The sequence below is a fragment of the Salinifilum ghardaiensis genome (assembly GCF_054491345.1).
The window spans coordinates 4430248-4453673 of the sequence record NZ_CM137101.1 but is presented as its reverse complement, the minus strand read 5'-3'; the positions used below and the strand labels follow the sequence as shown (position 1 = coordinate 4453673).

Annotated in this window: 20 protein-coding genes and 1 tRNA gene; 10 read left to right on the top strand and 11 right to left on the bottom strand. The window is 72.2% G+C overall.

The window, feature by feature from the left end; genetic code table 11:
* Positions 1–249 precede the first annotated feature (249 nt).
* The 3 genes from ACVGV0_RS20235 to ACVGV0_RS20225 all read left to right on the top strand — a co-directional run bounded on the left by ACVGV0_RS20235 (position 250) and on the right by ACVGV0_RS20225 (position 3716).
* Positions 250–1470, top strand: coding sequence for an NADP-dependent isocitrate dehydrogenase (locus tag ACVGV0_RS20235; RefSeq protein WP_459157265.1), 1221 nt, complete (start codon positions 250–252; stop codon positions 1468–1470).
* A gap of 406 nt (positions 1471–1876) precedes the next feature.
* Positions 1877–1948: transfer RNA gene (locus ACVGV0_RS20230), tRNA-Val, on the top strand.
* Positions 1949–2582: 634 nt separating this feature from the next.
* A complete protein-coding gene (locus ACVGV0_RS20225; RefSeq protein ID WP_459157264.1) occupies positions 2583–3716 on the top strand; it encodes a formate/nitrite transporter family protein in 1134 nt (377 codons plus the stop codon).
* A gap of 12 nt (positions 3717–3728) precedes the next feature.
* Here ACVGV0_RS20225 and ACVGV0_RS20220 read toward each other — a convergent pair whose 3' ends face one another.
* Complete coding sequence (locus ACVGV0_RS20220) at positions 3729–4358, bottom strand: DUF1707 SHOCT-like domain-containing protein (protein WP_459157263.1); 630 nt, start codon at positions 4356–4358, stop codon at positions 3729–3731.
* 142 nt (positions 4359–4500) lie between these two features.
* On the opposite strand from ACVGV0_RS20220, the gene ACVGV0_RS20215 reads away from it, so the two are divergent.
* Positions 4501–5694, top strand: coding sequence for an aminotransferase class V-fold PLP-dependent enzyme (locus tag ACVGV0_RS20215; RefSeq protein WP_459157262.1), 1194 nt, complete (start codon positions 4501–4503; stop codon positions 5692–5694).
* Between the two features lie 42 nt (positions 5695–5736).
* Here ACVGV0_RS20215 and ACVGV0_RS20210 read toward each other — a convergent pair whose 3' ends face one another.
* The 5 genes from ACVGV0_RS20210 to ACVGV0_RS20190 form a co-directional block, all read right to left on the bottom strand.
* Positions 5737–6018, bottom strand: coding sequence for a metal-sensitive transcriptional regulator (locus tag ACVGV0_RS20210; protein WP_459157261.1), 282 nt, complete (start codon positions 6016–6018; stop codon positions 5737–5739).
* Between the two features lie 241 nt (positions 6019–6259).
* The gene (locus ACVGV0_RS20205) at positions 6260–6463 is read right to left on the bottom strand and encodes a heavy-metal-associated domain-containing protein (RefSeq protein ID WP_459157260.1); all 204 of its coding nucleotides are present in this window, start codon (positions 6461–6463) and stop codon (positions 6260–6262) included.
* Between the two features lie 475 nt (positions 6464–6938).
* On the bottom strand, positions 6939–7295 hold the full coding sequence (locus tag ACVGV0_RS20200) for a hypothetical protein (RefSeq protein ID WP_459157259.1): 357 nt from the start codon (positions 7293–7295) through the stop codon (positions 6939–6941).
* A gap of 42 nt (positions 7296–7337) precedes the next feature.
* A complete protein-coding gene (locus ACVGV0_RS20195; protein ID WP_459157258.1) occupies positions 7338–7571 on the bottom strand; it encodes a DUF397 domain-containing protein in 234 nt (77 codons plus the stop codon).
* A 267-nt stretch (positions 7572–7838) separates the two neighbouring features.
* Positions 7839–8699, bottom strand: coding sequence for a helix-turn-helix domain-containing protein (locus ACVGV0_RS20190; RefSeq protein ID WP_459160079.1), 861 nt, complete (start codon positions 8697–8699; stop codon positions 7839–7841).
* 291 nt (positions 8700–8990) lie between these two features.
* Here ACVGV0_RS20190 and ACVGV0_RS20185 point away from each other — a divergent pair, with 291 nt between their 5' ends.
* The 4 genes from ACVGV0_RS20185 to ACVGV0_RS20170 all read left to right on the top strand — a co-directional run bounded on the left by ACVGV0_RS20185 (position 8991) and on the right by ACVGV0_RS20170 (position 12409).
* Entirely contained in the window at positions 8991–9668 is a 678-nt protein-coding gene (locus tag ACVGV0_RS20185) for a response regulator transcription factor (RefSeq protein WP_459157257.1), read from the top strand.
* A complete protein-coding gene (locus ACVGV0_RS20180) occupies positions 9665–11044 on the top strand; it encodes a HAMP domain-containing protein (RefSeq protein WP_459157256.1) in 1380 nt (459 codons plus the stop codon). Before ACVGV0_RS20185 ends, ACVGV0_RS20180 begins: the two co-directional genes overlap by 4 nt.
* 273 nt (positions 11045–11317) lie before the next feature.
* Positions 11318–12115 (top strand): exodeoxyribonuclease III, encoded by a 798-nt coding sequence (locus ACVGV0_RS20175; RefSeq protein ID WP_459157255.1) that lies wholly within the window; start codon positions 11318–11320, stop codon positions 12113–12115.
* A gap of 60 nt (positions 12116–12175) precedes the next feature.
* Complete coding sequence (locus ACVGV0_RS20170; protein ID WP_459157254.1) at positions 12176–12409, top strand: nucleotidyltransferase family protein; 234 nt, start codon at positions 12176–12178, stop codon at positions 12407–12409.
* Between the two features lie 326 nt (positions 12410–12735).
* Here ACVGV0_RS20170 and ACVGV0_RS20165 read toward each other — a convergent pair whose 3' ends face one another.
* Positions 12736–14436: a high affinity choline transporter 1 gene (locus ACVGV0_RS20165; RefSeq protein ID WP_459157253.1), complete on the bottom strand. Its 1701-nt coding sequence runs from the start codon at positions 14434–14436 to the stop codon at positions 12736–12738.
* 529 nt (positions 14437–14965) lie between these two features.
* Between ACVGV0_RS20165 and ACVGV0_RS20160 the strand changes: the two genes are divergently transcribed.
* Positions 14966–15772 (top strand): methyltransferase domain-containing protein, encoded by an 807-nt coding sequence (locus ACVGV0_RS20160; protein ID WP_459157252.1) that lies wholly within the window; start codon positions 14966–14968, stop codon positions 15770–15772.
* 191 nt (positions 15773–15963) lie between these two features.
* Here the strand turns inward: ACVGV0_RS20160 and ACVGV0_RS20155 are convergent, their stop codons facing one another.
* The 4 genes from ACVGV0_RS20155 to ACVGV0_RS20140 all read right to left on the bottom strand — a co-directional run bounded on the left by ACVGV0_RS20155 (position 15964) and on the right by ACVGV0_RS20140 (position 20245).
* Positions 15964–16329 carry a universal stress protein gene (locus tag ACVGV0_RS20155; RefSeq protein WP_459157251.1) on the bottom strand — a complete coding sequence of 122 codons (366 nt, stop codon included), beginning with the start codon at positions 16327–16329 and terminating at the stop codon, positions 15964–15966.
* 33 nt (positions 16330–16362) lie between these two features.
* Positions 16363–17778, bottom strand: a complete 1416-nt coding sequence (locus tag ACVGV0_RS20150; protein WP_459157250.1) for a sugar porter family MFS transporter — start codon at positions 17776–17778, stop codon at positions 16363–16365.
* 473 nt (positions 17779–18251) lie between these two features.
* Positions 18252–18698 carry a hypothetical protein gene (locus ACVGV0_RS20145; protein ID WP_459157249.1) on the bottom strand — a complete coding sequence of 149 codons (447 nt, stop codon included), beginning with the start codon at positions 18696–18698 and terminating at the stop codon, positions 18252–18254.
* Between the two features lie 293 nt (positions 18699–18991).
* The gene (locus tag ACVGV0_RS20140) at positions 18992–20245 is read right to left on the bottom strand and encodes an NAD(P)/FAD-dependent oxidoreductase (RefSeq protein ID WP_459157248.1); all 1254 of its coding nucleotides are present in this window, start codon (positions 20243–20245) and stop codon (positions 18992–18994) included.
* 228 nt (positions 20246–20473) lie between these two features.
* Between ACVGV0_RS20140 and ACVGV0_RS20135 the strand changes: the two genes are divergently transcribed.
* On the top strand, positions 20474–23038 hold the full coding sequence (locus tag ACVGV0_RS20135) for a bifunctional FO biosynthesis protein CofGH (RefSeq protein WP_459157247.1): 2565 nt from the start codon (positions 20474–20476) through the stop codon (positions 23036–23038).
* Positions 23039–23426 lie beyond the last annotated feature (388 nt).

Here is a 23426-nt window from a genome sequence, read left to right as displayed (position 1 = left end):
GCGTTCGACGACTCAGCCTAGTAGGGCGTTCGCGGCGCGAGCGGGCGCGTCGGAGGATCGCCGCGTTGCTCGCGAGCCGGGCGGACCGCCGCTGCCCCGCGCTCGCGCGGGCTCCGGGGGTGGATTCCGGGAAGTGGCGTATCGCGCTGCCGACGGGGTGGTGGTCATCGTGGGCGGGCAGGCACAATCGAAAACTGATAGCAGTACGCTCGTACCGCTTGCGTTCTCGCGAGAGGAGCACCCCGCCACATGAGCAAAATCAAAGTACAGGGCACCGTGGCCGAGCTCGACGGCGACGAGATGACGCGGATCATCTGGTCCTTCATCAAGGACAAGCTGATCCACCCCTACCTGGACATCGACCTCGACTACTACGACCTGGGCATCGAGCACCGCGACGCCACCGACGACCAGGTCACCGTCGACGCCGCCCACGCGATCGCCAAGCACGGCGTGGGCGTCAAGTGCGCCACCATCACGCCGGACGAGGCCCGCGTCGAGGAGTTCGGGCTGAAGAAGATGTGGCGCAGCCCGAACGGCACGATCCGCAACATCCTCGGCGGCGTGATCTTCCGGGAGCCGATCGTCATCTCCAACATCCCGCGCTACGTGCCGGGCTGGACCAAGCCCATCGTGATCGGCCGCCACGCGCACGCCGACCAGTACAAGGCGCAGGACTTCAAGGTCCCCGGCCCGGGCACGGTCACCGTGACCTACACGCCGGACGACGGCAGCGAGCCGGTCCAGCTCGAGGTCGCGAAGTTCCCCGAGGACGGCGGCGTCGCCATGGGCATGTACAACTACCGCCGCTCCATCGAGGAGTTCGCCCGCGCCTCCATGCGCTACGGCCTGCAGCGCGGCTACCCGGTGTACATGTCCACCAAGAACACGATCCTCAAGTCCTACGACGGCATGTTCAAGGAGGTGTTCGAGGAGGTCTACGAGAACGAGTTCAAGGCCGACTTCGAGGCCGCCGGGATCGAGTACGAGCACCGGCTCATCGACGACATGGTCGCCTCCGCGCTCAAGTGGGAAGGCGGCTACGTGTGGGCCTGCAAGAACTACGACGGTGACGTGCAGTCCGACACGGTCGCCCAGGGCTTCGGCTCGCTCGGGCTGATGACCTCGGTGCTGATGACCGAGAACGGCACGGTCGAGGCGGAGGCCGCCCACGGCACGGTCACCCGCCACTACCGGCGGCACCAGAAGGGCGAGGAGACCTCCACCAACCCGATCGCGTCGATCTTCGCCTGGACCCGCGGCCTGCAGCAGCGCGGCCAGCTGGACTCCACGCCGGAGGTCGTGTCCTTCGCGCAGACGCTGGAGCAGGTCGTCATCGAGACCGTCGAGAGCGGCAAGATGACCAAGGACCTGGCCCTGCTGGTCGGCGGCGACCAGGGCTACCTGAACACGCAGGACTTCCTGAACACGCTGGACGAGAACCTGCAGAAGAAGATGGCCGAGCGCTGAGGCCTCCCGCGCGCTCAGCGGCGCGACCGGACGCACCCCCGCTGCGGGGTGCGCACCGCGCGCCGCTCCCGGCGCCGCGCTCCCCGTTCCGGGGAGCGGCGGTCGCCGACGGTCGAGCCGGTGTGCCCCGGGCACACCGGCTTTCGCCGTTCCGGGCGGGTTCTGCTGCGGCGGCAGGCGCGTGCGGCGGGCACGCGTGACGGGCAGCGCGGGCAGCTCCGGGTGCCGACGGCTCCGCGGGAACCGCCTGGAGCGGGCGGCCCTCCGCCTGCTTCGCACCCGGAGGGCCGCCCGGCGCGGCGAGTCCGTTCCGCGCACCCCGGTGCCGCACCGCGCGCGGGCGTGGGATAGGCTTTCCGTGCCGAGCCGGCGGCGGTCCCGCACCGGGATCGCGGGCATCCGGCACGCGCGATTAGCTCAGCGGGAGAGCGCTACCTTGACACGGTAGAGGTCGCTGGTTCGATCCCAGCATCGCGCACTGGTTCCCGGACTGCGCGAACCACCTGTTCCGAGGCCGCAGCCGCTGCGTGAGCGGCTGCGGCCTCGTCGTTCGTCGGGGCGCTGGTCGGGGCGTGGTCGCCGGTGGGGCCGCTCCGGATCCGGGTGCTCGCCGGCACCGGATCGTTCGCGACGTCGGGTCGCCCGCGACGCTCGGGCCGGCGGAACTCCGCGGTGCTCCGCTCGGCGCGCGGCAGCGACCGCGGCCGCGACCGAACACCCGCTCCTGCGCCCGATTCGTTTTTTCCCCGGGAACGGCGAGTGAATTCCCCGGTTCCGATATCGGAATCGTCAGTCCACTGCGGACTCCCAACGGAAATGATCGCGCCGGGGCCGCCCCGGAACGCGTGGTGGGCGCCGACGCCGGTACCGGGAGCCGACCTGCGGTGACTCCGGTGCCCGCACTGCCTGGTGGCGTGGGTAACACGCGCTGCCGAGCGGTGTGCGCCACATCGCACGCGCCTTCGCGGAATCGGTCGTTCGCGCCCGCTGCGGTTTTCCGTCGACTCCTGTGAAACGCGCCGAGACCGGTCGTTATGCTGTCCCGGCTTCTGCTTCGCGCGAGTCGCGAGCACCATCCGATCCACTTCCGAGGCCGGTACTGAGGGACACCTATGGCACCTGAATCCGGGCGGCTGACCGCGCGCGAGATCTACGACCGCGTGCTCGTCGACGCTCGTTCCGAGCTGAACCGCACGACCAGCGCGCTGGCCTTCTCCGGCGTGGCCGCCGGGCTGTTCATGGGACTCACCGGCCTGGGGGTGTCGGGCGCGCTGGCGGCGTTACCCGGGGACGGGGGCGCGTTCATCGCCGAGCTGTTCTACCCGCTGGGGTTCATCGCGGTGGTCATCGGGCGTGCGCAGCTGTTCACCGAGAACACGCTGTTCCCGGTCGTGCTGATCTTCGAGGAGCGGCAGCACGTGCTGGCCACGTTGCGGTTGTGGGTCGTGGTGCTGTGCGCCAACGTGCTCGGCGCGCTGGTGTTCGCGACGCTGGCGACGGTCACCGGTGCGCTGCAGCCCGAGGTGCTCACGGAGCTGGTGCAGCTGGGGACCGCGGCGACGCACCAGCCGGTGCTGCGCGTGTTCACCAGCGGCATCCTCGGGGGCTTCCTGATCGCGTTGATGTCGTGGTTGGTCACCAGCGCCCAGAGCACGATCGGGCAGATCGCGGTGATCTGGCTGATCACCTTCCCGGTGGGCCTGCTGGGCTTCGCCCACTGCATCGCCTCCAGCGGCTACATCCTGGCGTCCGTGCTCGCCGGGGAGGCCTCGGTGGGGGCGTACGTGGTGTGGCTGGGCGCGGCCACCGCGGGCAACATCATCGGTGGGGTCCTGCTGGTCTCGCTGCTCAACTACGGGCAGGTCCGCGCCGGGGTGCAGATGAGCCGCATGCGCGAGCGCCGCATCCTGACCAACGAGGAGGCCTACCACCGCTTCAGCGAACGGCTCTGGCAGCGCATGTCGGACAACGACGAGATCGAGGGCACGGAGCGGTTCACGTGCGAGTGCGCCAACTCCCACTGCTCCACGGAGATCACGATGAGCATCGGCGCCTACCGGCACCTGCGCAGCCACCCCCGCTGGTTCGCCGTGGTCAGCGGGCACCAGACCCCGGAGCTCGAACCCGTGGTGGGCGAGCGCGAGGACTACCTGATCGTGGAACGCGGGAACAAGGCCGGGAACCAGATCCTGCGCCCCCTGTCCCGGTGGGGGGCTCCTCGGGCGTCCCGCCGCAGCGCGGTGTGAGGCCGAACGAGCTCAGTCGTCGTCCTCGTCGAGACCGCCGGCGGCGCGCTCCTGCGGGGTGACGATCTCGACGCTGCCGAAGGCACCGCGGGTGTTCACGGGCACGGTGTTCGCACCGGAGCCGCCGGTGCAGGCCGCCGCGCACTCGGTGCTGCCGAACACCATCAGGCCGGACGTGTCCGCGTTGACGCCCTCGGGCACGACCACCTCCACCGAGCCGAACAGCGCGCCGACCTCGACGCGGTCGGCGCTCTCGGAGACCCGCACGGTCCGCTCGCCGAAGACGACCGCGCCGTCGGAGGCGGTGGCGACGTAGCCCACGCCGAACACCCCGGCGGCGACCGCGAGCGCACCGACCGCGAGGTCGAACACCCGGCTCGCGCGGCTCTTCTCCGCCGGAGCGGTCTCGGCGTCCTCCGCCTCGCCCGCTCGCGCGGGAACGGCCTCCTCGGCGGTTTCCGCGGGCAGGTCCTGGGTGAGGGGGTCGAGGTCGCGCTGGACGCGCGCCGCCCAGCAGCGACCGGAGCGCTCCTCGTACTCCGAGACGGTCAGCCGACCCTCGGCCAGGGCCTGCTGCAACCGCCGGTCCACCCGCCTGCGGTCCTCGTCGCTGATGCGCATCGCGCCGGGCTCGTCTGCCACGGGAACATTGTGCACGCGAACGGGAGGATTCGGTCGCGCGGTCGCGAAAACGGCTCGCGGTGACCGCGGGCGGGTTGTCCGCGCCCCCGCGGTCGTGTTCGCTGGACGGCACGGCCGACGCGGACGGAAGGGACGGGACATCGTGCTCGACGCACCGGAAACCCGGGAGAAGGTGGCGGCGCTGCGCGCGGACACCGCCGGGTGCGAGGCGGTCACCCACTTCAACAACGCGGGCTCGGCGCTACCGCCGAAACCGGTGGTCGACCGGGTCGTGCAGCACCTGCGCTCGGAGGAGGCCATCGGCGGCTACGAGGCGGCCGAGCAGGTGGACGAGGAGCTGGACGGCGCCTACCGGGAGCTGGCCGCGCTGGTGAACGCCGAGCCCGACGAGATCGCGATCACCGACAGCGCCACCCGCTCCTGGCTGGCGGTGTTCACGGCCGTGCCGTTCCGCTCCGGCGACCGCGTCCTGACCACGACCCCGGAGTACTCCAGCAACATCATCGCCATGCGCGCCGCAGCCGAAAGCCGCGGCGTGCGGGTGGAAACCGTGCCGAGCGCCCCGGAAGGGCAGCTCTCGACCGACGCGCTGCGCCGGGCCCTCGACGACGACGTGCGCGTGGTCGCGGTGACGCACGCGCCGACGAACGGCGGGCTGCTGCAACCGCTGGCGGAGATCGGCGAGCTCGTGCGCGACTCACCGGCGGTGTTCCTCGTGGACGCCTGCCAGAGCATCGGCCAGGTGCCGATCGACGTGCCCGCCGTCGGCGCCGACGCGGTGGCGGTCACCGGGCGGAAGTACCTGCGCGGGCCGCGCGGAACGGGGTTCCTCGCGGTGCGGCGCCACCTGCTGCCCGAGCTCACGCCCCAGCACCTGGACCTGCACTCGGCGGCGCTCGACGACGGGGGGTTCCGGTTGCGCGAGGACGCGCGGCGGTTCGAGCTCTGGGAGCGCAACGTGGCCGGTGTGCTGGGGCTGGGGACGGCGGCGCGCTACTACCGCGACACGGGCGTCGCGTGGGTGCACCGGTACGTGACCGGGCTGGCGGAGCGGCTGCGGGGGCTGCTCGCCGAACTGCCCGGCGTGCGGGTGGCCGACATCGGGGCGGAGCGCTCCGGCATCGTGACCTTCCGGCACGAGCGGATGCCCGCACCGGACCTGGTGGGGAAGCTGCGCGAGGAGGGCTTCAACCTGACGGTGTCGCGCGCCCCGTCCACGCCGTGGGACATGGGCGAACGCGGGTTGGACGCGCTCGTGCGCGCCTCGGTGCACGGCTACAACACCACCGCCGAGATCGAGCGGCTCTGCCGGAGCGTGCGCTCGATCGCGGCGTGAGAGTCCGGGCGTCGCACGGGAAGCGCGCAGGGGCGGGCGCGTTCAGGAGCGCACGAGGCGCGCGATCGCGTCGCTGGCCTCCTTGATCTTCTCCTCGGCGACCTCGCCGCCTTCGGTCATGGCCTCACCGACGCAGTGCCGCAGGTGTTCCTCGAGCAGGCCGAGCGAGACGGACTGCAGCGCCTTCGAGGCGGCGGCGGACTGGGTCAGCACGTCGATGCAGTACTGGTCCTCCTCGACCATGCGCTGCAACCCGCGGATCTGGCCTTCGATGCGGCGCAGCCGTTTGAGGTAGTTCTCCTTGTTCGCCGTATAGCCGTGCATCACCGCTCCCGTGTCGCGCTCGCGTACTGGAGGCATCGTACCCGCCGGGGCTGCTCATCCGACCCGATCGCGTGATGATCGGACCGGACGGAGCAGCCCCGCGGGGAGGTGGGCCCGTCGGCGTGCGGAGCCGCCCCCGGGGGGCGGGCTGCCCCGCGGCGGAGCGGACGCTGGCCCGACGGCGGTGCGGCACGGGCCGCGGATGCGACCGCGCGGCGCGGTGCCCGCCCGCCGGGCGTGCTCACTCCGCGCCGACCACGTCGTAGCCCGCTTCGGCGATGGCCTCGCGGACGGTGTCCTCCGCGGCGTCGCCGGTAACCGTGACGCGGCCGGTGGACAGGTCGACGTCGACGTCGCTGACGGCGGAGAGCTCGCCGAGCTCGCTGCGCACGGCCTGGACGCAGTGGTCGCAGCTCATGCCTTCGACGACGTAGGTGGTGCTCACGGTGCCTCCTGCTCGGTTCCGTTCCTGGATGCTTCCTCCGCCCGGGACGCCCGCCCGAGGGCGGTGGCCGCGCCGGACCGCCTCGGCGGCGATCCCACCAGGGACCCTCCCGGGATTCCGCTCGGGGGTGCCACCGGCGACCTCGCCGGGCTCCGCTCCGGGGGGCCAGGCGAGGTTCCGCCGGATCCCCTCGCACCGCATACACTACCCCCGTGGGGTATAAGCTTCAACGTGCCGCCTCGGCGGCATCCAGGATCAGCTCAGAGGTGCTCCGTCGCCTCGGGTGTCCCGTCGACCCGGGGCGGGCGCGGCGGGCTCGGCCGGCGCGGGCGGAATGCGGCGTCCGCGCCGTTCGGGGGTGCCGAGCCCGCCGCTCGGGGGCGCCGCGGGGCGCCGTCGGGGGCGGAGCGCAAGGGCGTCACCCGGGCCGGGAGGTCGGGGTTCCCGGTGGGGGTGCGCAGGAGGCGGCGCCGGCTCAGACCGATGCGGGCACCGGGCTCGTCGGGTGCGCCGGGGCGGGCGGCCAGTACCCGGTCGGCTGCATGTGGTGCCGGGCCGAGGCGCCGTCCAGGGCGAGGACCTCCTCGACCACCTCGTCCGCGGTGCCCGCGGCCCGCCACAGCACGCGGCCGGGGAACAGGATGTCGGCCTCGTCGCTGGGAACGCGCAGCGCTTCCGCGTCGTCCTCGCCGAACAGCTTGATCACGTCGATGGCTTCGTCGAGCACGCGCAGTCCGACGACGGCGACGAGGGCGCCACCGGCGTCCCGGGGGTGCGCGAACTCGAAGCCGCAGGCGGTCAGGCCCTGCAGGTCGCAGGTGATCTCGTTCATGGCGCCACCGTTTCCTCGGGCGGGGAGGGGCACGATCGGATGTCAGAGGACGAGGTCGTCGAACTCGCCGTCCTTGGCTCCGTGCAGGAATGCGGCCATCTCGGCGCGGGTGTAGACCAGAGCCGGGCCGTTGGGGTGCCGGGAGTTGCGCACGGCGACGCCTCCGTCGGTCAGTTCCGCCACTTCGACGCAATTGCCCACCGCACCGCTGTATCGGCTGCGTCGCCAGCTCGTGGGCAACAGCTCGGCCGACATGCCGTTGTGGATCTCTGCCATCGAGGTGCCTGTTCCTTTCCCGAACTCCCTCTGCACGCTCATCTGCACGTGCACGCGACGTACGCGACAGTAGCAGGGGGCAGTGCACGCGTGAATGCACGTGCACGCGGTTGAGATCGTGATCACTGACCGGGCCTAGTGGTGCTCCGCGCGGTGTGTGCGCTTGGTCAGCACGACCGCCGCGGTCTCAGCCGAACGGCCGCGTTGACGTGGGCGGATGCCGTTGTTCTCGGATCCGGGTACCCCGCGGGGGCATGGCGGAGCGGGTCAAAGCTCCCGCAGCCGCTGCGCGAGCAGTTCGCGGGTCTGCTCGGGCGTGCGCGCGTCGACGGCGAGGCGGTGGCTGGCCTTGCTGTACTCCTCCACCTCGTCCGGCTTGTCCAGGTAGAGCGCGCCGCACATGTGCTCGAGGTAGACGATGTCCGGCAGTTCGGGCTCGGCGAACCGCAGGATCGTGAAGGCCCCCTCGGCGCCCGAGCGGCCCAGGTCGAACGGCAGCACCTGCAGCGAGATGTGCGGGCTGCGCGTGACCTCGAGGAGGTGCTCGAGCTGTTCGCGCAGCACGGAGCGCCCGCCGATGGGCCGGTGCAGCACCGACTCGTCGATCACCGCCCACAGGTGCGGGCCGTCCTCCTCGGCGAGCAGCGCCTGCCGCTGCAGGCGCAGGCGCACGCGCCGGTCGATGTCGTCCGGGGGCGCGTCGGGGCGGCCGCCGAGCGTGACCGCGCGGGCGTAGTTCGCGGTCTGCAGCAGGCCGGGGACGAACTGCAGCTCGTAGGTGTGGATCCGCGAGGTCGACTCCTCCAGGCCCACGAAGTCCTGGAACCAGGAGGGCATCAGGTCGTTGTAGCGGTTCCACCACCCCGGCTCGTTGGACAGCCGCACCATGTCCACGAAGGACTTGTGCTCCTCCGCGGAGTCGACGCCGTAGAGGCGGAGCAGATCGGTGATGTCGCGTTCCTTGAACCCGACGCGCCCCAGTTCCATCCGGCTGATCTTCGAGCCGGACCCGCGGATGGCCTCGCCGGCCTCTTCGCGCGAGATGCCGCTGGCTTCGCGGAGCCGTCGCAGCTGGCTGCCCAGGACCAGCCGCCGCGCCGTCGAGCCGCCGCCCGCCTGGCCGGCGATGCCGCCCGTGGCCACGTCGTAACCTCCCGCGAAAAGACTGCCGGTGCGGATGTCGTGCGCCGACAACCGCGCGTTACCCGCGGGAATCCTAGTGCACGCCCGGCCGGATTCGAATCCCTTCTGCGGAGGACGAATTCCTTACTCGCAAGTAGGTCTTTTTCGCGCAGCGGCGGAATCCGCGTTGCACGCGCCGTGCTGAGGCGTGTTCGCGCGGTTGGCGCCGCCGTCCGCGCCGCACCGGCGCGACCAGAAAGTGAATGCAGCTCGCTTATGCCGGTAGCGTCCGGACGTATGGCAGTGGTTCTGGTAGTCGAGGACGACCCGGTCGTGCGGGCGGCGCTCATCCGCGACCTCAGCGCCCGCGACCTGGTGGTGCGCAGCGTCGGCACGGCGCTGGACTCGCTGCGCGAGATCGCGGAGCACGCCCCCGACCTGGTAATCCTGGACCTCGGACTGCCCGACCTGGACGGTGCCGAAACGCTGAAGATGATCCGCGGAGTCTCCGACGTGGCCGTCGTCGTCGCCACCGCGCGCGACGACGAGGGCGAGATCGTGCGGTTGCTGCACGCCGGAGCGGACGACTACGTCGTCAAACCCTTCTCCAGCGAGCACCTCAACGCGCGCATCGAGGCCGTGCTGCGCAGGACCCGCGGAGCCCGGCCCGCCCGAGTCCTCGGCGTCGGCGGCATCGAAGTGGACCTGGACAGCCGCACGGCGCACGCGGACGGTGCGGACCTCGACCTCACCCGCCGCGAGTTCGACCTGCTCGCCTACCTCGCCGCCCGGCCCGGCCGCGTCGTTCCCCGGCGCGAACTGCTGGCCCAGGTGTGGCACCAGTCCTACGGGGACGACCAGACCATCGACGTGCACCTGTCCTGGCTGCGCCGCAAGCTCGGCGAGAGCGCCGCCGAGCCCCGCTACGTGCACACGGTGCGCGGGGTGGGCGTGAAGTTGGTGGCCCCGGAATGAGGCGCGCCCTCGCGCTCGTCGCCTGCGCGGTGAGCTCGCTGATCGTGCTCGCCTTCCTCGTCCCGCTCGTCCTGCTGATCGGCGAGGTGGCCCGCGAGCGCGCCGTCTCCGAAGCCGAGCAGCAGGCCGCGGCGCTCGCACCGGTGCTGGCGGCCGGTCCCGACCGGGCCGCGGTGGAGCGCGCCGTGGCGCGCACGCGGGCGGGCGAGCAGGGGCGGTTGGCGCTGCACCTGCCGGACGGGGCGCTGATCGGCCCGAGCCGCGCCCCCGCCGGTGCGCTGCGTGCCGCCCGGGCGCGGAACCGGACCGAGCGGGTGGCCGTGCGCGGCGGTACCGCGGTCGTGGAACCGCTCGTGCTGGGCGGGCGCAACCCGGGCGGGGACGACGCGGCGCTGGCCGAGGTCTTCGTCCCGCGCGAGCAGCAGCGCGGCGCGCTGTGGGCGTGGCTCGTCCTCGGCGGGGTCGGCTGCCTGCTCGTCGGAGGGTCCGTGCTGCTCACCGACCGGCTGGCCGCCCGGGTGGTCCGCCCGGCCCGCCGGTTGGCGGAAGCCTCCGCCGCGCTCGGCGCCGGCGACCTCACCGCGCGGGTGCACCCCAGCGGGCCCGCCGAGCTGCGCGAGGCGGGGCACGCGTTCAACACCATGGCGACCCGGGTGGACCAGCTGCTCACCCAGGAGCGGGAACTGGCCGCCGACCTGTCGCACCGGCTGCGCACCCCGCTGACCGCGCTGCGGCTCAACGCGGGCGAGCTCGGTGACGACGCCGCGGCCGAGCAGACCCGTCAGGCCATCGACCAGTTGGAGCGCGAGGTCGACGCGGTCATCTCCGGTGCGCGGCGGGCAGAACCGGGCGAGGACTGCGACTGCGACGCGGCCGCGGTGCTGCGCGCGCGGCTCGAGTTCTGGTCCGCGCTGGCCGAGGACCAGCGGCGCTCGTGGTGCCTGCGCGGCGCCGACGCCGAGGTGCGGGTGCCCGTGCCGTGGGCCGAGCTCGGCGCCGCCGTCGACTCGGTCGTCGGCAACGTGTTCCGGCACACCCCGCAGGGCACCGAGTTCGTCGTGTCCCTGCAGCGCAACGATGGTGTTGTCGGCGTGGTCGTGGAGGACGCCGGACCGGGCGTGCCGGAGCAGGACGAGGCGCTGCGGCGCGGCCGCAGCAGCGCCGGGTCCACCGGGCTCGGGCTGGACATCGCGCGCCGCGTCGCCGAGTCCACCGGCGGGCGCATCGTCCTGGACCGGTCCAGCCTCGGCGGGGCCCGGGTGTGCCTGTGGTTGTGGCAACGCCCCGCGGCGCCGAAGCGGCGCTCCCGCCGCCGGTGGGGCAGGGGGTGGCACCGCGTGCGCGCCGACTCCGAGCGGTCGCCGCACCGCCCCTGAGCGCGTGGTCGGCGGGCGCGGCTGACTTCCCCGGTCGCACCAACCCCCTCGAGTGATCATCGTTGTCCCCTGCGCGAGTGCATTCCGCACCGCGGTGCATCTCGCGTGAAATGTGGAATCACCTGCGAAAACGTATCCACGTGCCTCGGTTTTCGGGGTGCTCGCCGGGGTCGTGGCGCCCAATTTTCATGAAAATTGCGCACACTGGAACCGTTCCAGTCAACTGGGGTGTCGCCCTCCGGGCTCGGAGCGCGGCACGCTACCGTGGGCGGCGTGCTGACTGTGTCGACCGTGAACGTCAATGGCCTGCGCGCGGCGGCGCGCAAGGGCTTCGTCGAGTGGCTGGCCGGGACCGGGGCCGACGTCGTGTGCCTGCAGGAGACGCGGGCGGAGCACGAGCAGCTGTCGAAGAAGGTCATCGAGCCCACCGGCTGGCACACCGTGCTCGCGCCGAGCTCGGACAAGGGCCGCTCCGGGGTGGCGCTGTACACCCGCGCCGAACCGGACGAGGTGCGCGTGGGCTTCGGCTCGGCCGAGTTCGACAGCAGCGGCCGGTACGTGGAGGCGGACTTCCCGGGGTTGACGGTCGCCAGCTTGTACCTGCCCAGCGGCGAGGTGGGCACCTCGCGGCAGGACGAGAAGGAACGGTTCATGAAGGAGTTCTTCAACCACCTCTCGGGCCTGCGCGAGCGCGCCGCCGCGGAGGAGCGGGAAGTGCTGGTGTGCGGCGACTGGAACATCGCGCACCAGGAGATCGACCTGAAGAACTGGAAGGCCAACCAGAAGGAGGCCGGGTTCCTGCCCGAGGAGCGGGCCTGGATGACGCGGGTGTTCGACGAGCTCGGCTACGTCGACGTGCTGCGCCGGTTGCGCCCCGAGGGGCCGGGCCCGTACTCGTGGTGGACCTACCGCGGCAAGGCCTTCGACAACGACTCCGGCTGGCGGATCGACTACGTCGCCGCCACTCCGGGGATCGCGGAGGCGGCCACCGACGTCACCGTCGAGAAGGCTCCCAGCTACGACCAGCGCTGGTCCGACCACGCGCCGGTGACAGCGACGTTCGATCTGTAGCGGAACTGCTCGCGGGTGGGCCTTCCGGCCGGGCAGAATCCCGGGTGGAAGGTGGAGGTCGTGCACGAGGTGATCGAGGAGAAGCGGCACGAGATCGAAGAGCTGTGCCGGGAGCTGTCTGTACGCCGGCTCGCTCTCTTCGGCTCCGCCGCTGAGGGCGCGTTCGACGCCTCCTGCAGCGACGTCGATGTACTCGTCGAGTTCGACGGTGGTCCGGGGTTCGACTACTTCGGCACCTACTTCGACCTGGAGGAGGGACTCGAGCGGATCCTCGGCAGTCGGTCGGTGCGGTGAGTGCTCCCAGCATCCGCAACCCGTACTTCAGGAAACGCGTTCTCGAGACGCGGGGACTCCTGTGCGCGGCCTGACCCCCGCAAGTACCCCGGGGCGCCGCGCGAGCCGCGGAACTGCTTCGTGATCCCGCCAGCGGGAGGATTTTCGCGGACTCCGCGGCCGAACGCACGAACGCCGATCCGCGCCTGCAACTGCGTCGCCGCCACTCCCGGAATCGCGGAAAGGCCGCCACCATCACCGCGGCGAAGGCACCGCACCGCCGAGTGTCGCCCCGCACCGGCAGCTGCTCCGGTCCCGCCACGTGGCGGGACCGGAGCACGCCGGGGTCAGGCGTTCGCCTTGGTCGTCTCCCCGTCGTCCGCCTCCCTGCCGTTCGAGCCGCTGCCGTTCGAGCTCTCGCCGGCCGGGGGCTCCTCGATGTCGTTGCCCCACTCGGCGCGTTCCGGCGTGTCCGGCTCCAGCGCCGCCATCGGCACGGGAGCCGCGACGCGTCGCGTCAGCGCGGAGACGAGCACGATCGTGGCCAGGGCGGCCAGCATGGACACCGTGCGGAAGGGGAACTGCACGGTGCCGTCCTCGATCCACGGCCAGGGCAGGAACGGGTCCAGCCCGAAGGTCGCCTCACCGCCGGAGAGCCGCAGCACCGCGGCCACGACGAACCCGCTCAGCGCGCCGATGCGGTTGGCGAACGGCACGAACAGCGCGCACACCAGCAGCGGGAACAGCAGCACGTAGATGAGGTCGCTGGCCAGGTACCACAGGTCGTAGACGCTGGCGACGTTGAGCGCGAGGAGCGTCGCCGCGGCGCCGATCACCACGATCAGCCTGCGGATCGTCTTCTGCACCCGGTCCGGGCCCGCGTCCGGGCGAATCAGGCGCCGGTACACGTTCCAGCCGGTCAGCGAGGAGGCCGACAGCACCGAGGAGTCCACCGACGACATCACGGCCGCGGCCAGCGCACCGAGCCCGAGCGCGGCCGCGCCGGTGGGCAGCAGGTAGCGCAGCACGTACGGCAGCGCCAGCGAGGGGTTCTCCAGCGGCGGAGCGCCCTCGGCCTGGAAGTCGGCCGCCGTGGCGATGATGCCGATCAGCACCGGCGGGATGGCCGCGAGCACGCACATCACGCTCGCGCCGAGCGACAGGCGCCGCGCGTTGGCCGGGCTGCTGGAGGACAGCACCCGCTGGAAGTAGACCTGCCACGGGATGCCGCCGAAGACCAGCAGCAGTCCGGAGTCCCACCACTCCCAGTAGGTGTGCCCCCACTCGGGGTCGTCCCAGCCGGTCAGCGGCGGGAACAGCGAGGAGTAGGAGCCGAAGTCGGCGGTGTAGCCCGTCCACGCCTCGCCGAGGCCGCCGACGGTGCTCGCCGCCAGCGGGACCGCCACGACGAGTCCGATGAAGATGACGATGATCTGGACGACGTCGGTGATCGCCACCGACCACATGCCGCCGACCACCGTGTAGGCGATCGCGATCACGGCCGAGAGGATGATGGAAACGTTGAAGTCCAGGCCGATGATCGTGCCGAACGTGGTTCCCAGGGCGGTGAGGATGGCTCCGGTCCAGAAGATCTCGCCGAGCACGGCGGGAATGGCTCCCAGGCCCGCCGCCTGCTTGCCGAACCGGATGTCGATCGGGTCCAGCATCGTGGTGAAGCGCCCGCGGCGCATTTTCCTGGCGAAGAACAATCCGCCGATCAGCAGGCTGGCCGCGTAACCCCACGGTGCTTGTGCCCAGGCCATGCCATCGTTGAAAGTGGATTCCGCGGTTCCGCTCACGTATCCGCCGCCGACCCAGGTGGCGGTCATGGTGAACACGCCGATCCACAGCGGCATGTTCCGACCCGCGACCATCGTGTTCGCCAGTCCGCCGCCGCGCCGGGCGGCGACGAAAGCGCCCAGCCAGTAGAACAGGGCGTAGAAAACCAGCATCGCGATCAGGCCGGGCCAGGAAACATCCGGTTCGGCGACCGCGACGTAGATCAGAGCCGCCGCCAGTACGACTGTGAAGACTCCGATCTTGACCATGCTCCGCGTGCCCGTTCGGGCGCTCGGTGGTCGGGGGTTCTCGTCGCCGTTCGTACGTGTTTCGGCAGGCACGTTCTTCCCTTCCGTGTCGCTGTCAGAACAGGTTCGGAACCATAGCCAGAAAGAGCGTCGATGTACAGATGTACATGTCACGTGCCGATAACGTCTCGACGTGGTCGGAACCCCTTCTGGGGTCGCCTCGCCCGAGCGGTTCCGCGGGGTTGAATTTCACCGAATGCGCAGCGCACCAACGTTTTCCCGACGGGTGGGCGAGGCAGGTTCCGCGGGCGGGGGCGCCGGTGGAGCGGCTGTGCGCGGTGTCACGCGGCACCTCGGGGGCGTTCCGCCGCGATGCGGGTGCCGCTCGGCGCCCCGATCGGTGACCGGTGCCCCGGCCCCGGGTCCGGGGTTCGGGCGGCGCCTGCTCGGCGCGCGGGGAAGCCCCGGCGAAACCCGGAATGCCGGCCGCGAGTCCACATTCCAGGAAGATCGTTGCGCATCCTGGGAGAGCGTTCCTACGGTCGGATCCGTGGCGGCGGAGCGGGAGTACGGGCAGGGGCACGCCGAGAGCGTGGTCCGCTCGCAGCAGTGGCGGACCGCGGCGAACTCCGCCGCCTACCTGGAGCCCGAGCTGCGCCCCGGCCGCAGCGTGCTCGACGTCGGCTGCGGCCCCGGCACGATCACCGCGGACCTGGCAGCTCGGGTCTCCCCCGGGCGGGTCCTCGGCATCGATCCGGCGGCCGCCGTGCTCGAGCAGGCCCGCGAGCACGCGGCGGGCCTGGACAACGTGGCCTTCGCGCGGGGCGATGCGACCGCGCTGGAGGTCGGGGCGGACGCGTTCGACATCGTGCACGCCCACCAGGTGCTGCTGCACCTGCCCGACCCGGTCGCGGCGCTGCGCGAGATGCTGCGGGTGGCGAAGCCGGGCGGGGTCGTCGCGGTGCGCGACACCGACTACGCGGCCGCGTTCTGGTACCCGGCGGATCCGCGCCTCGACCGGTGGCAGGCCGTCTACCGCGCCGTGTCGCGGGCCAACGGCGCCGAGCCCGACGGCGGCCGCCACCTGCTCGCCTGGGCGCACGAGGCGGGAGCGGTGGACGTGCGTCCCAGCGCCTCCATCTGGTGCCACTCCACCCCGGAGGAACGCGCGTGGTGGGGCGGCATGTGGGCGCAGCGCATCCTCGACTCGCGCATCGCGGAGCAAGCCGTGGCCGGCGGGCACGCCACCCGCGAGGAGCTCGCGGAGATCTCGGCGGCGTGGCGGGAGTGGGCCGCCCACCCCGACGGCTGGTTCGCCATCCCGCACGGCGAGGTCCGCTGCCGCCCGCCCGGGTGAGCCGCGGGACACCGGGGCCGTCCCGCAGGTGTCCGTGCCCGACGGCCCGGCTGCCCGGCTCCCTTGCCGGTGGTCCGCTGCGCAGGGACCGGGCTGTCGAGCAGCGGACCGGGCCGGCGCGTTCCGCGGACGTGCGGCCCACCCGCGCCGACCGGCCTCCGGTGGGGCGCTCGGCGGCCGGTCGGTCTCCGCTACGCCTGCTCCGCGGGCGGCTTGACCGCGAGGACGGGGACGGGCGAGTGCAGCAGCAGACGCTGGCTGATGCTGCCGAGCAGCGCCTTCCCGACCGGTGAGCGGCGGCGCAGCCCGATCACCAACCGCTCGGCGGCGCGGTCCTCGAGCTCGTCGAGCACCCGATCGGCGGGGTCGCGGTCGTCACGTCCCTCGCGGTTGACCACGTCGACGCGCAGCTCCGGCGGGAAAGCGGGCGTCTCGAGCTCGGTGAGCGCGAGGTTCACCACCACGAGGTCCGTCGCCCGGTCCCGGGCCTCGCTGATCGCGGCGTCGAGGGCTGAACGCCCCTCTTCGCTGTCCGGGACGGCGACCAGGATCGTCATCGCGAAAACCTCCCTGCGGAGTCGGTGCGCCCGTCACCCGTGCCGGGCGCGGAACTCGTCCTCGAACTGCTCGAGGGTCTTGCCGCGGGTTTCCGGCACGACGGCGAGGACGAACAGGACGCCCATCGCGGAGATCGCGGCGAAGATGAAGAACGTCGGCGTGATCCCGAGGGAAGCGACGACCGGCGGGAAGCCGAAGGTGACGCACGCGTTGGCCATCCACAGCACGAACACGCACACGCCGACGGCGAAGCTGCGGAGCTTCAGCGGGAAGATCTCCGAGAGCACGAGCCACACCAGCGGCCCCAGCGTGCCCTGCATGGAGAACACGAACCCGACGAGGCAGGCCAGGATGAGGTAGGGCTTGGCCGGGCTCTCCGGCAGCAGCGCCGCGGCCCCGGCCAGCACGTGGAACAGGGTGATCAGCCCGAAACCGCCGAGGAACATGGTGCGCCGGTTGAGCTTGTTGATCAGCATGATGCCGACGGTGATGCCGAGGAGGCTGAACAGCCCGTTGGCGGTGTTGGCGACGATCGCCCCGTCGCCGGAGAACCCGGCGGTCTGCAGCAGCTGCGTGCCGTAGTACATGATCGAGTTGATGCCGGTGAACTGCTGGAAGATCCCGAGCACCGCGCCGATGATCACCAGTCGTCGCACCCACGGCACCGCGAGGTCGGCCCATCCGCCGGTCTGCGCCTGCTGCTCCTCGCGGACGAGCTCGTGGACCTCGTCCATCTCGGCCTGCGCGCGCTCCGGGGAGCGGACCTGCTCGAGCACGGCCAGCGCGTCGTCGTCGCGGTTCTGCGCGGACAGCCAGCGCGGGCTCTCCGGCATCCGCAGCATGCCGATCAGCAGGGCGAACGCCGGGATCACGGCGACGACGAGCATGTACCGCCAGACCGAAGCGTGCTCGCCCCAGACGGTCATGATGATCGCGTTGATGACGAACGCCGCGAACTGCCCGCAGATGATCATGACCTCGTTGCGGGTGACCAGGCTGCCGCGGCGTTCCACCGGGGCGACTTCGGCGAGGTAGACGGGAACGGTGGCGGAGGCGCCGCCGACGGCGAACCCGAGGACGAAGCGGAACGCGGCGAGCACCTGCCACGTGGGGGACAGGGCGCAGCCGATCGTGCCGACGACGAAGATCCCGGCGAGCATGAGGATGTTGGTCCGACGGCCCTGCCGGTCGGCGAGCCGCCCGCCCACCGCCGCGCCGAAGGCGGCCGCGAAGATGAGGATGCTGACCACGAAGCCCTCGGTCACGGGGGTGAGTCCGAGGTCGGTGGTCATGGGCTCCACCGCACCGTTGATCACACCCGTGTCGTAGCCGAACAGCAGCCCGCCGATGGTCGCGACGAAGGCGACCATGCCCAGACGTTTCGTGTGCGGGCCCGGGCGGTCGGCGGGCAGGGTTCTGTGCGGGGGGCTCGTCGGGGCGCCACTCATGAGCGCTACCTCCACTCGGTCGGGCACCGCGGGGGCGACGCGTCGCGGTGCCGTCATCGGGCTTCGCTGCCGGCGCGGTTCGCGGGGAGTGCTCGGTGCCGGGCGCTGCGCACCGTCGATGCTGGTCCGGGCGAATCGCGGTTGCACGGACTGTGTCCCATGCCACGGTGCATGTCAAGACATAATGATGACTATGTTTTCCCTCCGGGCGGGACGGACCGGAGCGAGGGGTGCCCGCCGGGCGGAACATCTCCCGACCGGATGCGGGGTCCGGGAGGCAGTGGCTCCGGGTGCGGAGGAGGGCCGGGAACGTGGATGTTCCGAAACGCGGGGGCGGAGGTCGCCGGTGCGCACGCGCGCGCCGCGGCGGGCCGGAGTTCCCGGCGTGCCGCGGCGCGCGCGTGCTGCGAGTGCGGTGTTGGTGCGCGGTCCGCGGTGGTGCGATCGCGGACCGCGGGTGGTGCGGTTCGCGGTCAGCGCAGGTGGAGGACCTCGCCGGACCGGCTGCCGAGCCACTGCAGCCCGTCACCGTCCAGGACCTCGCGACGGTAGGCCTCGTCCTGGTTCACCGTGTGCACCGTGATCTCGGCGCGTTCGACGCACCACTCGTCGGACTGGTCGGAGAACCGGTGGAAGCGGAGGTACATCGGGTAGTTGTGGATGTCCTCGAGTTCCATCTCCCCGGGATCGTTGATGTCGGGATTGATGACGTTCGCGTCGCCCCCGAAAACGAAGAGATCGGTCGCTCCGGCGCGGAAGTCGTCGTTCTCCGTGGAGCAGGTGAACTCGCGTCCGCCCATGCCGAGGAAAACGCGGTTCTCCGCGTGATCGACGCCGGGTGCGGCGTCGAACGTGTCGGAGGCGCGGTCCTCCGTGGCCGTCTGGATCTCGAACTCGATCTTCGTGATGCGTCCCGACATCGTGGCTCCCTGGCGCGTCGCGGAATTCTGGACTGGCGGGAATCGCCGCGCCGGTGGGAATCGCCGCACCGGTGCGGATCATCGAAACGGGTGCTCCGCCGGGCCCGGTCGAAGCCGTGCGGTGATCATCACAAAACCCGCGCGCCGTGATCCAGAGCGGTGCCACGAAGGTGTTCTCCGGTTGCTCTTTCGGAGTTGCCGCTGCTCTTTCGGGGTCGCCGCGATCGGGAGACCGTGCGGGAATATTCCCGGAAGGCGCCGGACGCGGTGCGCATTCCGGAATTGTCGGCGCATCAGGCCCCCGCGATCTCCGCCAGCGGAACGTCCGGATCGGCCAACCGGTCCGGGCTGGCGTGCGTCCCGGAGCGCACCAGCGCCTCGATCTGCTCGCCGACGTCCCAGACGTTGACGTTCATCCCCGCCTGCACGCGCCCCTCCCGCAGCCAGAACGCGACGTACTCGCGGGCGGAGACGTCCCCGCGGAACACCACCCGGTCGTACTCGCGCGGCGTCACGTGCCCGGTGAACTCCATGCCCAGGTCGTACTGGTCGGTGAAGAAGTAGGGCAGCGCGTCGTAGCGGGCCTGCCGCCCCAGCATGCCCGCCGCGGCGACGGCCGGCTGCCTCCCCGCGTTCGCCCAGTGCTCCACGCGCAGCGAACGCCCCAGCAGCGGGTGGTGGGCGTTGGCCACGTCGCCCGCGGCGAAGACGTTCGGATCGCTGGTGCGCAGCGACTCGTCCACCGCGATCCCGTCGTCCACCCGGAGCTCCGCGCTCGCGGCGACCTCGGTGTTCGGTTCCACCCCGGTCGCCAGCAGCACCGCGTCGGCGGCGAGCACGTCGCCGTCGGACAGGCGCACCCCGGTGACCCGGTGCTCCCCGGTGGGGCCGTTCCCGCTGGTGCGCAGCTCCACCGCCGAGGTGCCGAAGCGGAACGCGACGCCGTGCTGCCGGTGCAGGTCGGCGAAGACCTCCCCGTTCTCCGGGCCGAGCGCCCCGGACAGCGGCAGGGAGGCCTGCTCCACCACGGTCACCGGGACGTCGTGCTGCCGCGCGGCCGCGGCGACCTCCAGACCGATCCACCCCGCGCCGAGCACCACGAGGTGCTCCGCACCGGTCACGGCCGGGCGCAACCGCTCGGCGTCCGCGGTCGAGCGCAGGGTGTGCACCCCGGCGGCCGCGCCGCCGCCCAGCGGAGGCACCCGGGGCCGCGCACCGGTGGTCAGCAGCAGGCGGTCGTAGTCGAGCAGCTCCCCGCCGGGCAGGTGCAGCGTCCGCGCGTGCCGGTCCAACCGGCCGACGGTGACGCCGCGGCGCAGCTCCACGTCGTGCTGCTCGTACCAGTCCCGCTCGAACACGCGGGCCGATTCGAGCGGGGCCGAGCCGAGCAGGTAGTCCTTCGACAGCGGGGGCCGCTCGTACGGCAGCTCCGGTTCGTCGCCGAGCAGCACCAGCCGCCCCTCGAACCCCTGCTCGCGCAGCGCCTCCGCCCCCATCGCCCCGGCCATGCCGGCACCGACGATCACGAACGTCCCCGAGCTCGCCATGCGTGCCTCCCGTCCGCGGAGTCGTGAGCTCCCTGGCCGTTCCCGAGCGTCGCGGCCCGCCCGGGCGGGGGCAACTCGGTACCGCCTCGCGGTGAGCTCGGGCGAGGACCGCGGACGGCGGTGCCGCGGAGCGGGCCGACCCGGGTGGTGCAACCGCTCTTCGGATGAGGTCGAGGGCACTTTTCAGGTGATGCCCGCGGGGCCGCCCAGACGCATACAGTCGGCGACATGTCAGCACACGAACAAGCCCCGGAGGATCCGGCTCCCACTGCCTCGGCGATGCGCCGCGCACTGCGTCGGGCCACCGACGGGGCCGCGCTCGACAGCACCGAAGCCGCGACGCTGATGCACGCCCGCGGCGACGACCTGGAGACGTTGCTCGGCGCGGCCTCCCGTGCGCGGGACGCGCACCTGCTCGCCGAAGGCCGCGCCGGGACCGTCACCTACAGCCGCAAGGTGTTCATCCCGCTGACCAAGCTGTGCCGGGACCGGTGCCACTACTGCACGTTCGTCACCGTTCCGGGCAAAGTGGACTCCCCGTACCTGGAGCGCGAGGAGGTCGTGGAGATCGCCCGCGAGGGCGCGCGGCAGGGCTGCAAGGAGGCCCTGTTCACCCTGGGCGACCGACCCGAGGACCGGTGGCAGGAGGCCGCCGACTGGCTCGAGGCCCGCGGCTACTCCTCCACTGTGGACTACCTGCGGTCGTGCGCGATCGCCGTGCTCGAGGAGACCGGCCTGCTGCCGCACCTCAACCCCGGCGTGCTCAGCTGGTCGGAGCTGACGCGGCTGAAACCCGTGGCCCCCAGCATGGGCATGATGCTGGAGACCACGGCCGAGCGGCTGTACAGCGAGAAGGGCGGCCCGCACTACGGCAGCCCGGACAAGAAGCCCGAAGTGCGCCTGCGCACCCTCACCGACGCCGGGCGCGTGGCCGTGCCCTTCACCAGCGGCATCCTGCTCGGCATCGGCGAGACCACGACCGAGCGCGCCGAGTCGCTGCTGGCCCTGCGCAGCAGCGCCCGCCAGTACGGGCACCTGCAGGAGATCATCGTGCAGAACTTCCGGTCCAAACCGGACACCGCGATGCGCGGCATGCCCGATGCCGACCTGCACGAGCTCGCTGCCACGATCGCCGTGGCGCGGCTGCTCATGCCCTCCGGCGTGAGCGTGCAGGCACCGCCGAACCTCATCGGCGAGGAGCAGCAGCTCGTGCTGCGCGCGGGCATCGACGACTGGGGCGGTGTCTCCCCGGTGACGCCCGACCACGTCAACCCGGAGCGCCCCTGGCCGGAGATCGACGACCTCGCCGCCGAGACCGCGCGCGGCGGCTACGAGCTGCGCGAACGCCTCACCGCCTACCCGCGCTACGTGCGGCGGGGCCTGGCCGGGGACAGCACGCAGTGGCTGGACCTGCGCGTGGCCGCGCACGTCGACGCGCTCGCCGCCGCGGACGGGCTGGCGGACGCGGACGCGGAGGCCACCGGCCGCGAGTGGCAGGAACCGGACGGCGGTTTCGAGTCCATCGGCCGCACCGACCTGCACGCCGCCATCGACACGGTCGGCCGCAGCGAGGAGAAGCGCAGCGACTTCGACACGGTCTACGGCGACTGGGAGGAGCTGCGGGCGCAGGTGCCGACCGCGCGCGCACCGGAGCACCTCGACGCCGACGTGCGCGCCGCGCTGGACCGCGCCGAGGCGGACCCGGCCAGCCTGCTGGAGCACGAGCACGCCGATGCGGCCATGGCCCTGATGACCTGCGACGGACCGGCGCTCGACGCGCTGGCGGGCATCGCCGACCGGTTGCGCGCGGACACGGCCGGCGAGGACGTGACCTACGTGGTCAACCGCAACATCAACTTCTCGAACATCTGCTACGTGGGCTGCCGGTTCTGCGCCTTCGCGCAGCGGGAGCGCGACGCCGACGGATACCGCCTCTCGCCCGAGGACGTGGCCGACCGCGCGGAGGAGGCCTGGCGGCTCGGGGCGACCGAGGTGTGCATGCAGGGCGGCATCGACCCGCGGCTGCCGGTGACCGCCTACGCCGACCTGGTGCGCGCGGTCAAGCGGCGCGTCCCGGAGATGCACGTGCACGCGTTCAGCCCGATGGAGGTGGTCAGCGCCGCGGCCAAGGCCGGGGTGAGCATCGAGGAGTGGCTCTCCGAGCTCGCCGGGGCCGGGCTGGACAGCATCCCGGGCACCGCCGCCGAGATCCTCGACGACGACGTGCGCTGGGTGCTCACGAAGGGCAAGCTGCCCGCGGCCGAGTGGATCGAGGTGGTCAGCACCGCGCACCGGCTGGGCATCCCGTCGTCGTCGACGATGATGTACGGCCACGTCGACCACCCCGAGCACTGGCTCGGTCACTTCCGCACGTTGGCGCGGGTGCAGGACACCGCGGCCGAGCACGGTGGCGCGGGCTTCACCGAGTTCGTGCCGCTGCCGTTCGTGCACCGCAACGCGCCGATCTACCTGGCGGGCATCGCCCGTCCCGGCCCGAGCGCGCGGGACAACCGCGCGGTGCACGCCATGGCGCGGGTGCTGCTGCACGGCCGCGTGCCGAACGTGCAGTGCTCCTGGGTCAAGCTCGGCGACGAGGGCACGCTGCAGGTGCTGCGCGGCGGGGCCAACGACCTCGGCGGCACGCTCATGGAGGAGACGATCAGCCGCATGGCCGGATCGGAGCACGGTTCGCAGCGCACCATCGAGCAGCTGCACGAGCTGGCCGGGCGCATCGACCGCCCGGCGCGGCAGCGCGGCACGACGTACCAGCCGCTGCCCGCGGCCGCGTCCTGAGCACCCGCGCCCCAGCGCGGTGGGGCGGCGGGAACCGAACCGCGCGGGGTGCGCCGACGTGCCGGTCGGCGCACCCCGGGCTCCGCGGTTTCCGGCGGCGCGGTGGCGCGGTGCGCGGTGGCGTCACGTCGATCGCGGGGAGGAACACGGCGTCCACCGCGCTGAGCACGAGGGGTGCCGGCACCAGCAGTCCCGGCGCGAGCAGCCCCGGAACCGGCGGTCCGGTTCGCCGGCCGCGCCGGCCCGAGGCGGCGACACGCCGGGGAGGCCGGTGAACATCTGTGGAACATGTGGTGAACGGGGGGAGTCCGCGACGCGGTGCCGCGCTGACCGCGCTCGCCGGCGGGACCGCTGGAACGCGGCGGTGACCTGGAGCTCGCCGATCAGC

What these genes read in the sequence shown, in the direction of transcription:
- ACVGV0_RS20235 (WP_459157265.1), top strand. Translation starts at nt 250, where the DNA reads ATGAGCAAAATCAAAGTACAGGGCACCGTGGCCGAGCTCGACGGCGAC.
- ACVGV0_RS20225 (WP_459157264.1), top strand. Translation starts at nt 2,583, where the DNA reads ATGGCACCTGAATCCGGGCGGCTGACCGCGCGCGAGATCTACGACCGC.
- ACVGV0_RS20210 (WP_459157261.1), bottom strand. Translation starts at nt 6,018, where the DNA reads ATGCACGGCTATACGGCGAACAAGGAGAACTACCTCAAACGGCTGCGC.
- ACVGV0_RS20200 (WP_459157259.1), bottom strand. Translation starts at nt 7,295, where the DNA reads ATGAACGAGATCACCTGCGACCTGCAGGGCCTGACCGCCTGCGGCTTC.
- ACVGV0_RS20195 (WP_459157258.1), bottom strand. Translation starts at nt 7,571, where the DNA reads ATGGCAGAGATCCACAACGGCATGTCGGCCGAGCTGTTGCCCACGAGC.
- ACVGV0_RS20185 (WP_459157257.1), top strand. Translation starts at nt 8,991, where the DNA reads ATGGCAGTGGTTCTGGTAGTCGAGGACGACCCGGTCGTGCGGGCGGCG.
- ACVGV0_RS20180 (WP_459157256.1), top strand. Translation starts at nt 9,665, where the DNA reads ATGAGGCGCGCCCTCGCGCTCGTCGCCTGCGCGGTGAGCTCGCTGATC.
- ACVGV0_RS20165 (WP_459157253.1), bottom strand. Translation starts at nt 14,436, where the DNA reads ATGGTCAAGATCGGAGTCTTCACAGTCGTACTGGCGGCGGCTCTGATC.
- ACVGV0_RS20155 (WP_459157251.1), bottom strand. Translation starts at nt 16,329, where the DNA reads ATGACGATCCTGGTCGCCGTCCCGGACAGCGAAGAGGGGCGTTCAGCC.
- ACVGV0_RS20150 (WP_459157250.1), bottom strand. Translation starts at nt 17,778, where the DNA reads ATGAGTGGCGCCCCGACGAGCCCCCCGCACAGAACCCTGCCCGCCGAC.
- ACVGV0_RS20145 (WP_459157249.1), bottom strand. Translation starts at nt 18,698, where the DNA reads ATGTCGGGACGCATCACGAAGATCGAGTTCGAGATCCAGACGGCCACG.
- ACVGV0_RS20140 (WP_459157248.1), bottom strand. Translation starts at nt 20,245, where the DNA reads ATGGCGAGCTCGGGGACGTTCGTGATCGTCGGTGCCGGCATGGCCGGG.
- ACVGV0_RS20135 (WP_459157247.1), top strand. Translation starts at nt 20,474, where the DNA reads ATGTCAGCACACGAACAAGCCCCGGAGGATCCGGCTCCCACTGCCTCG.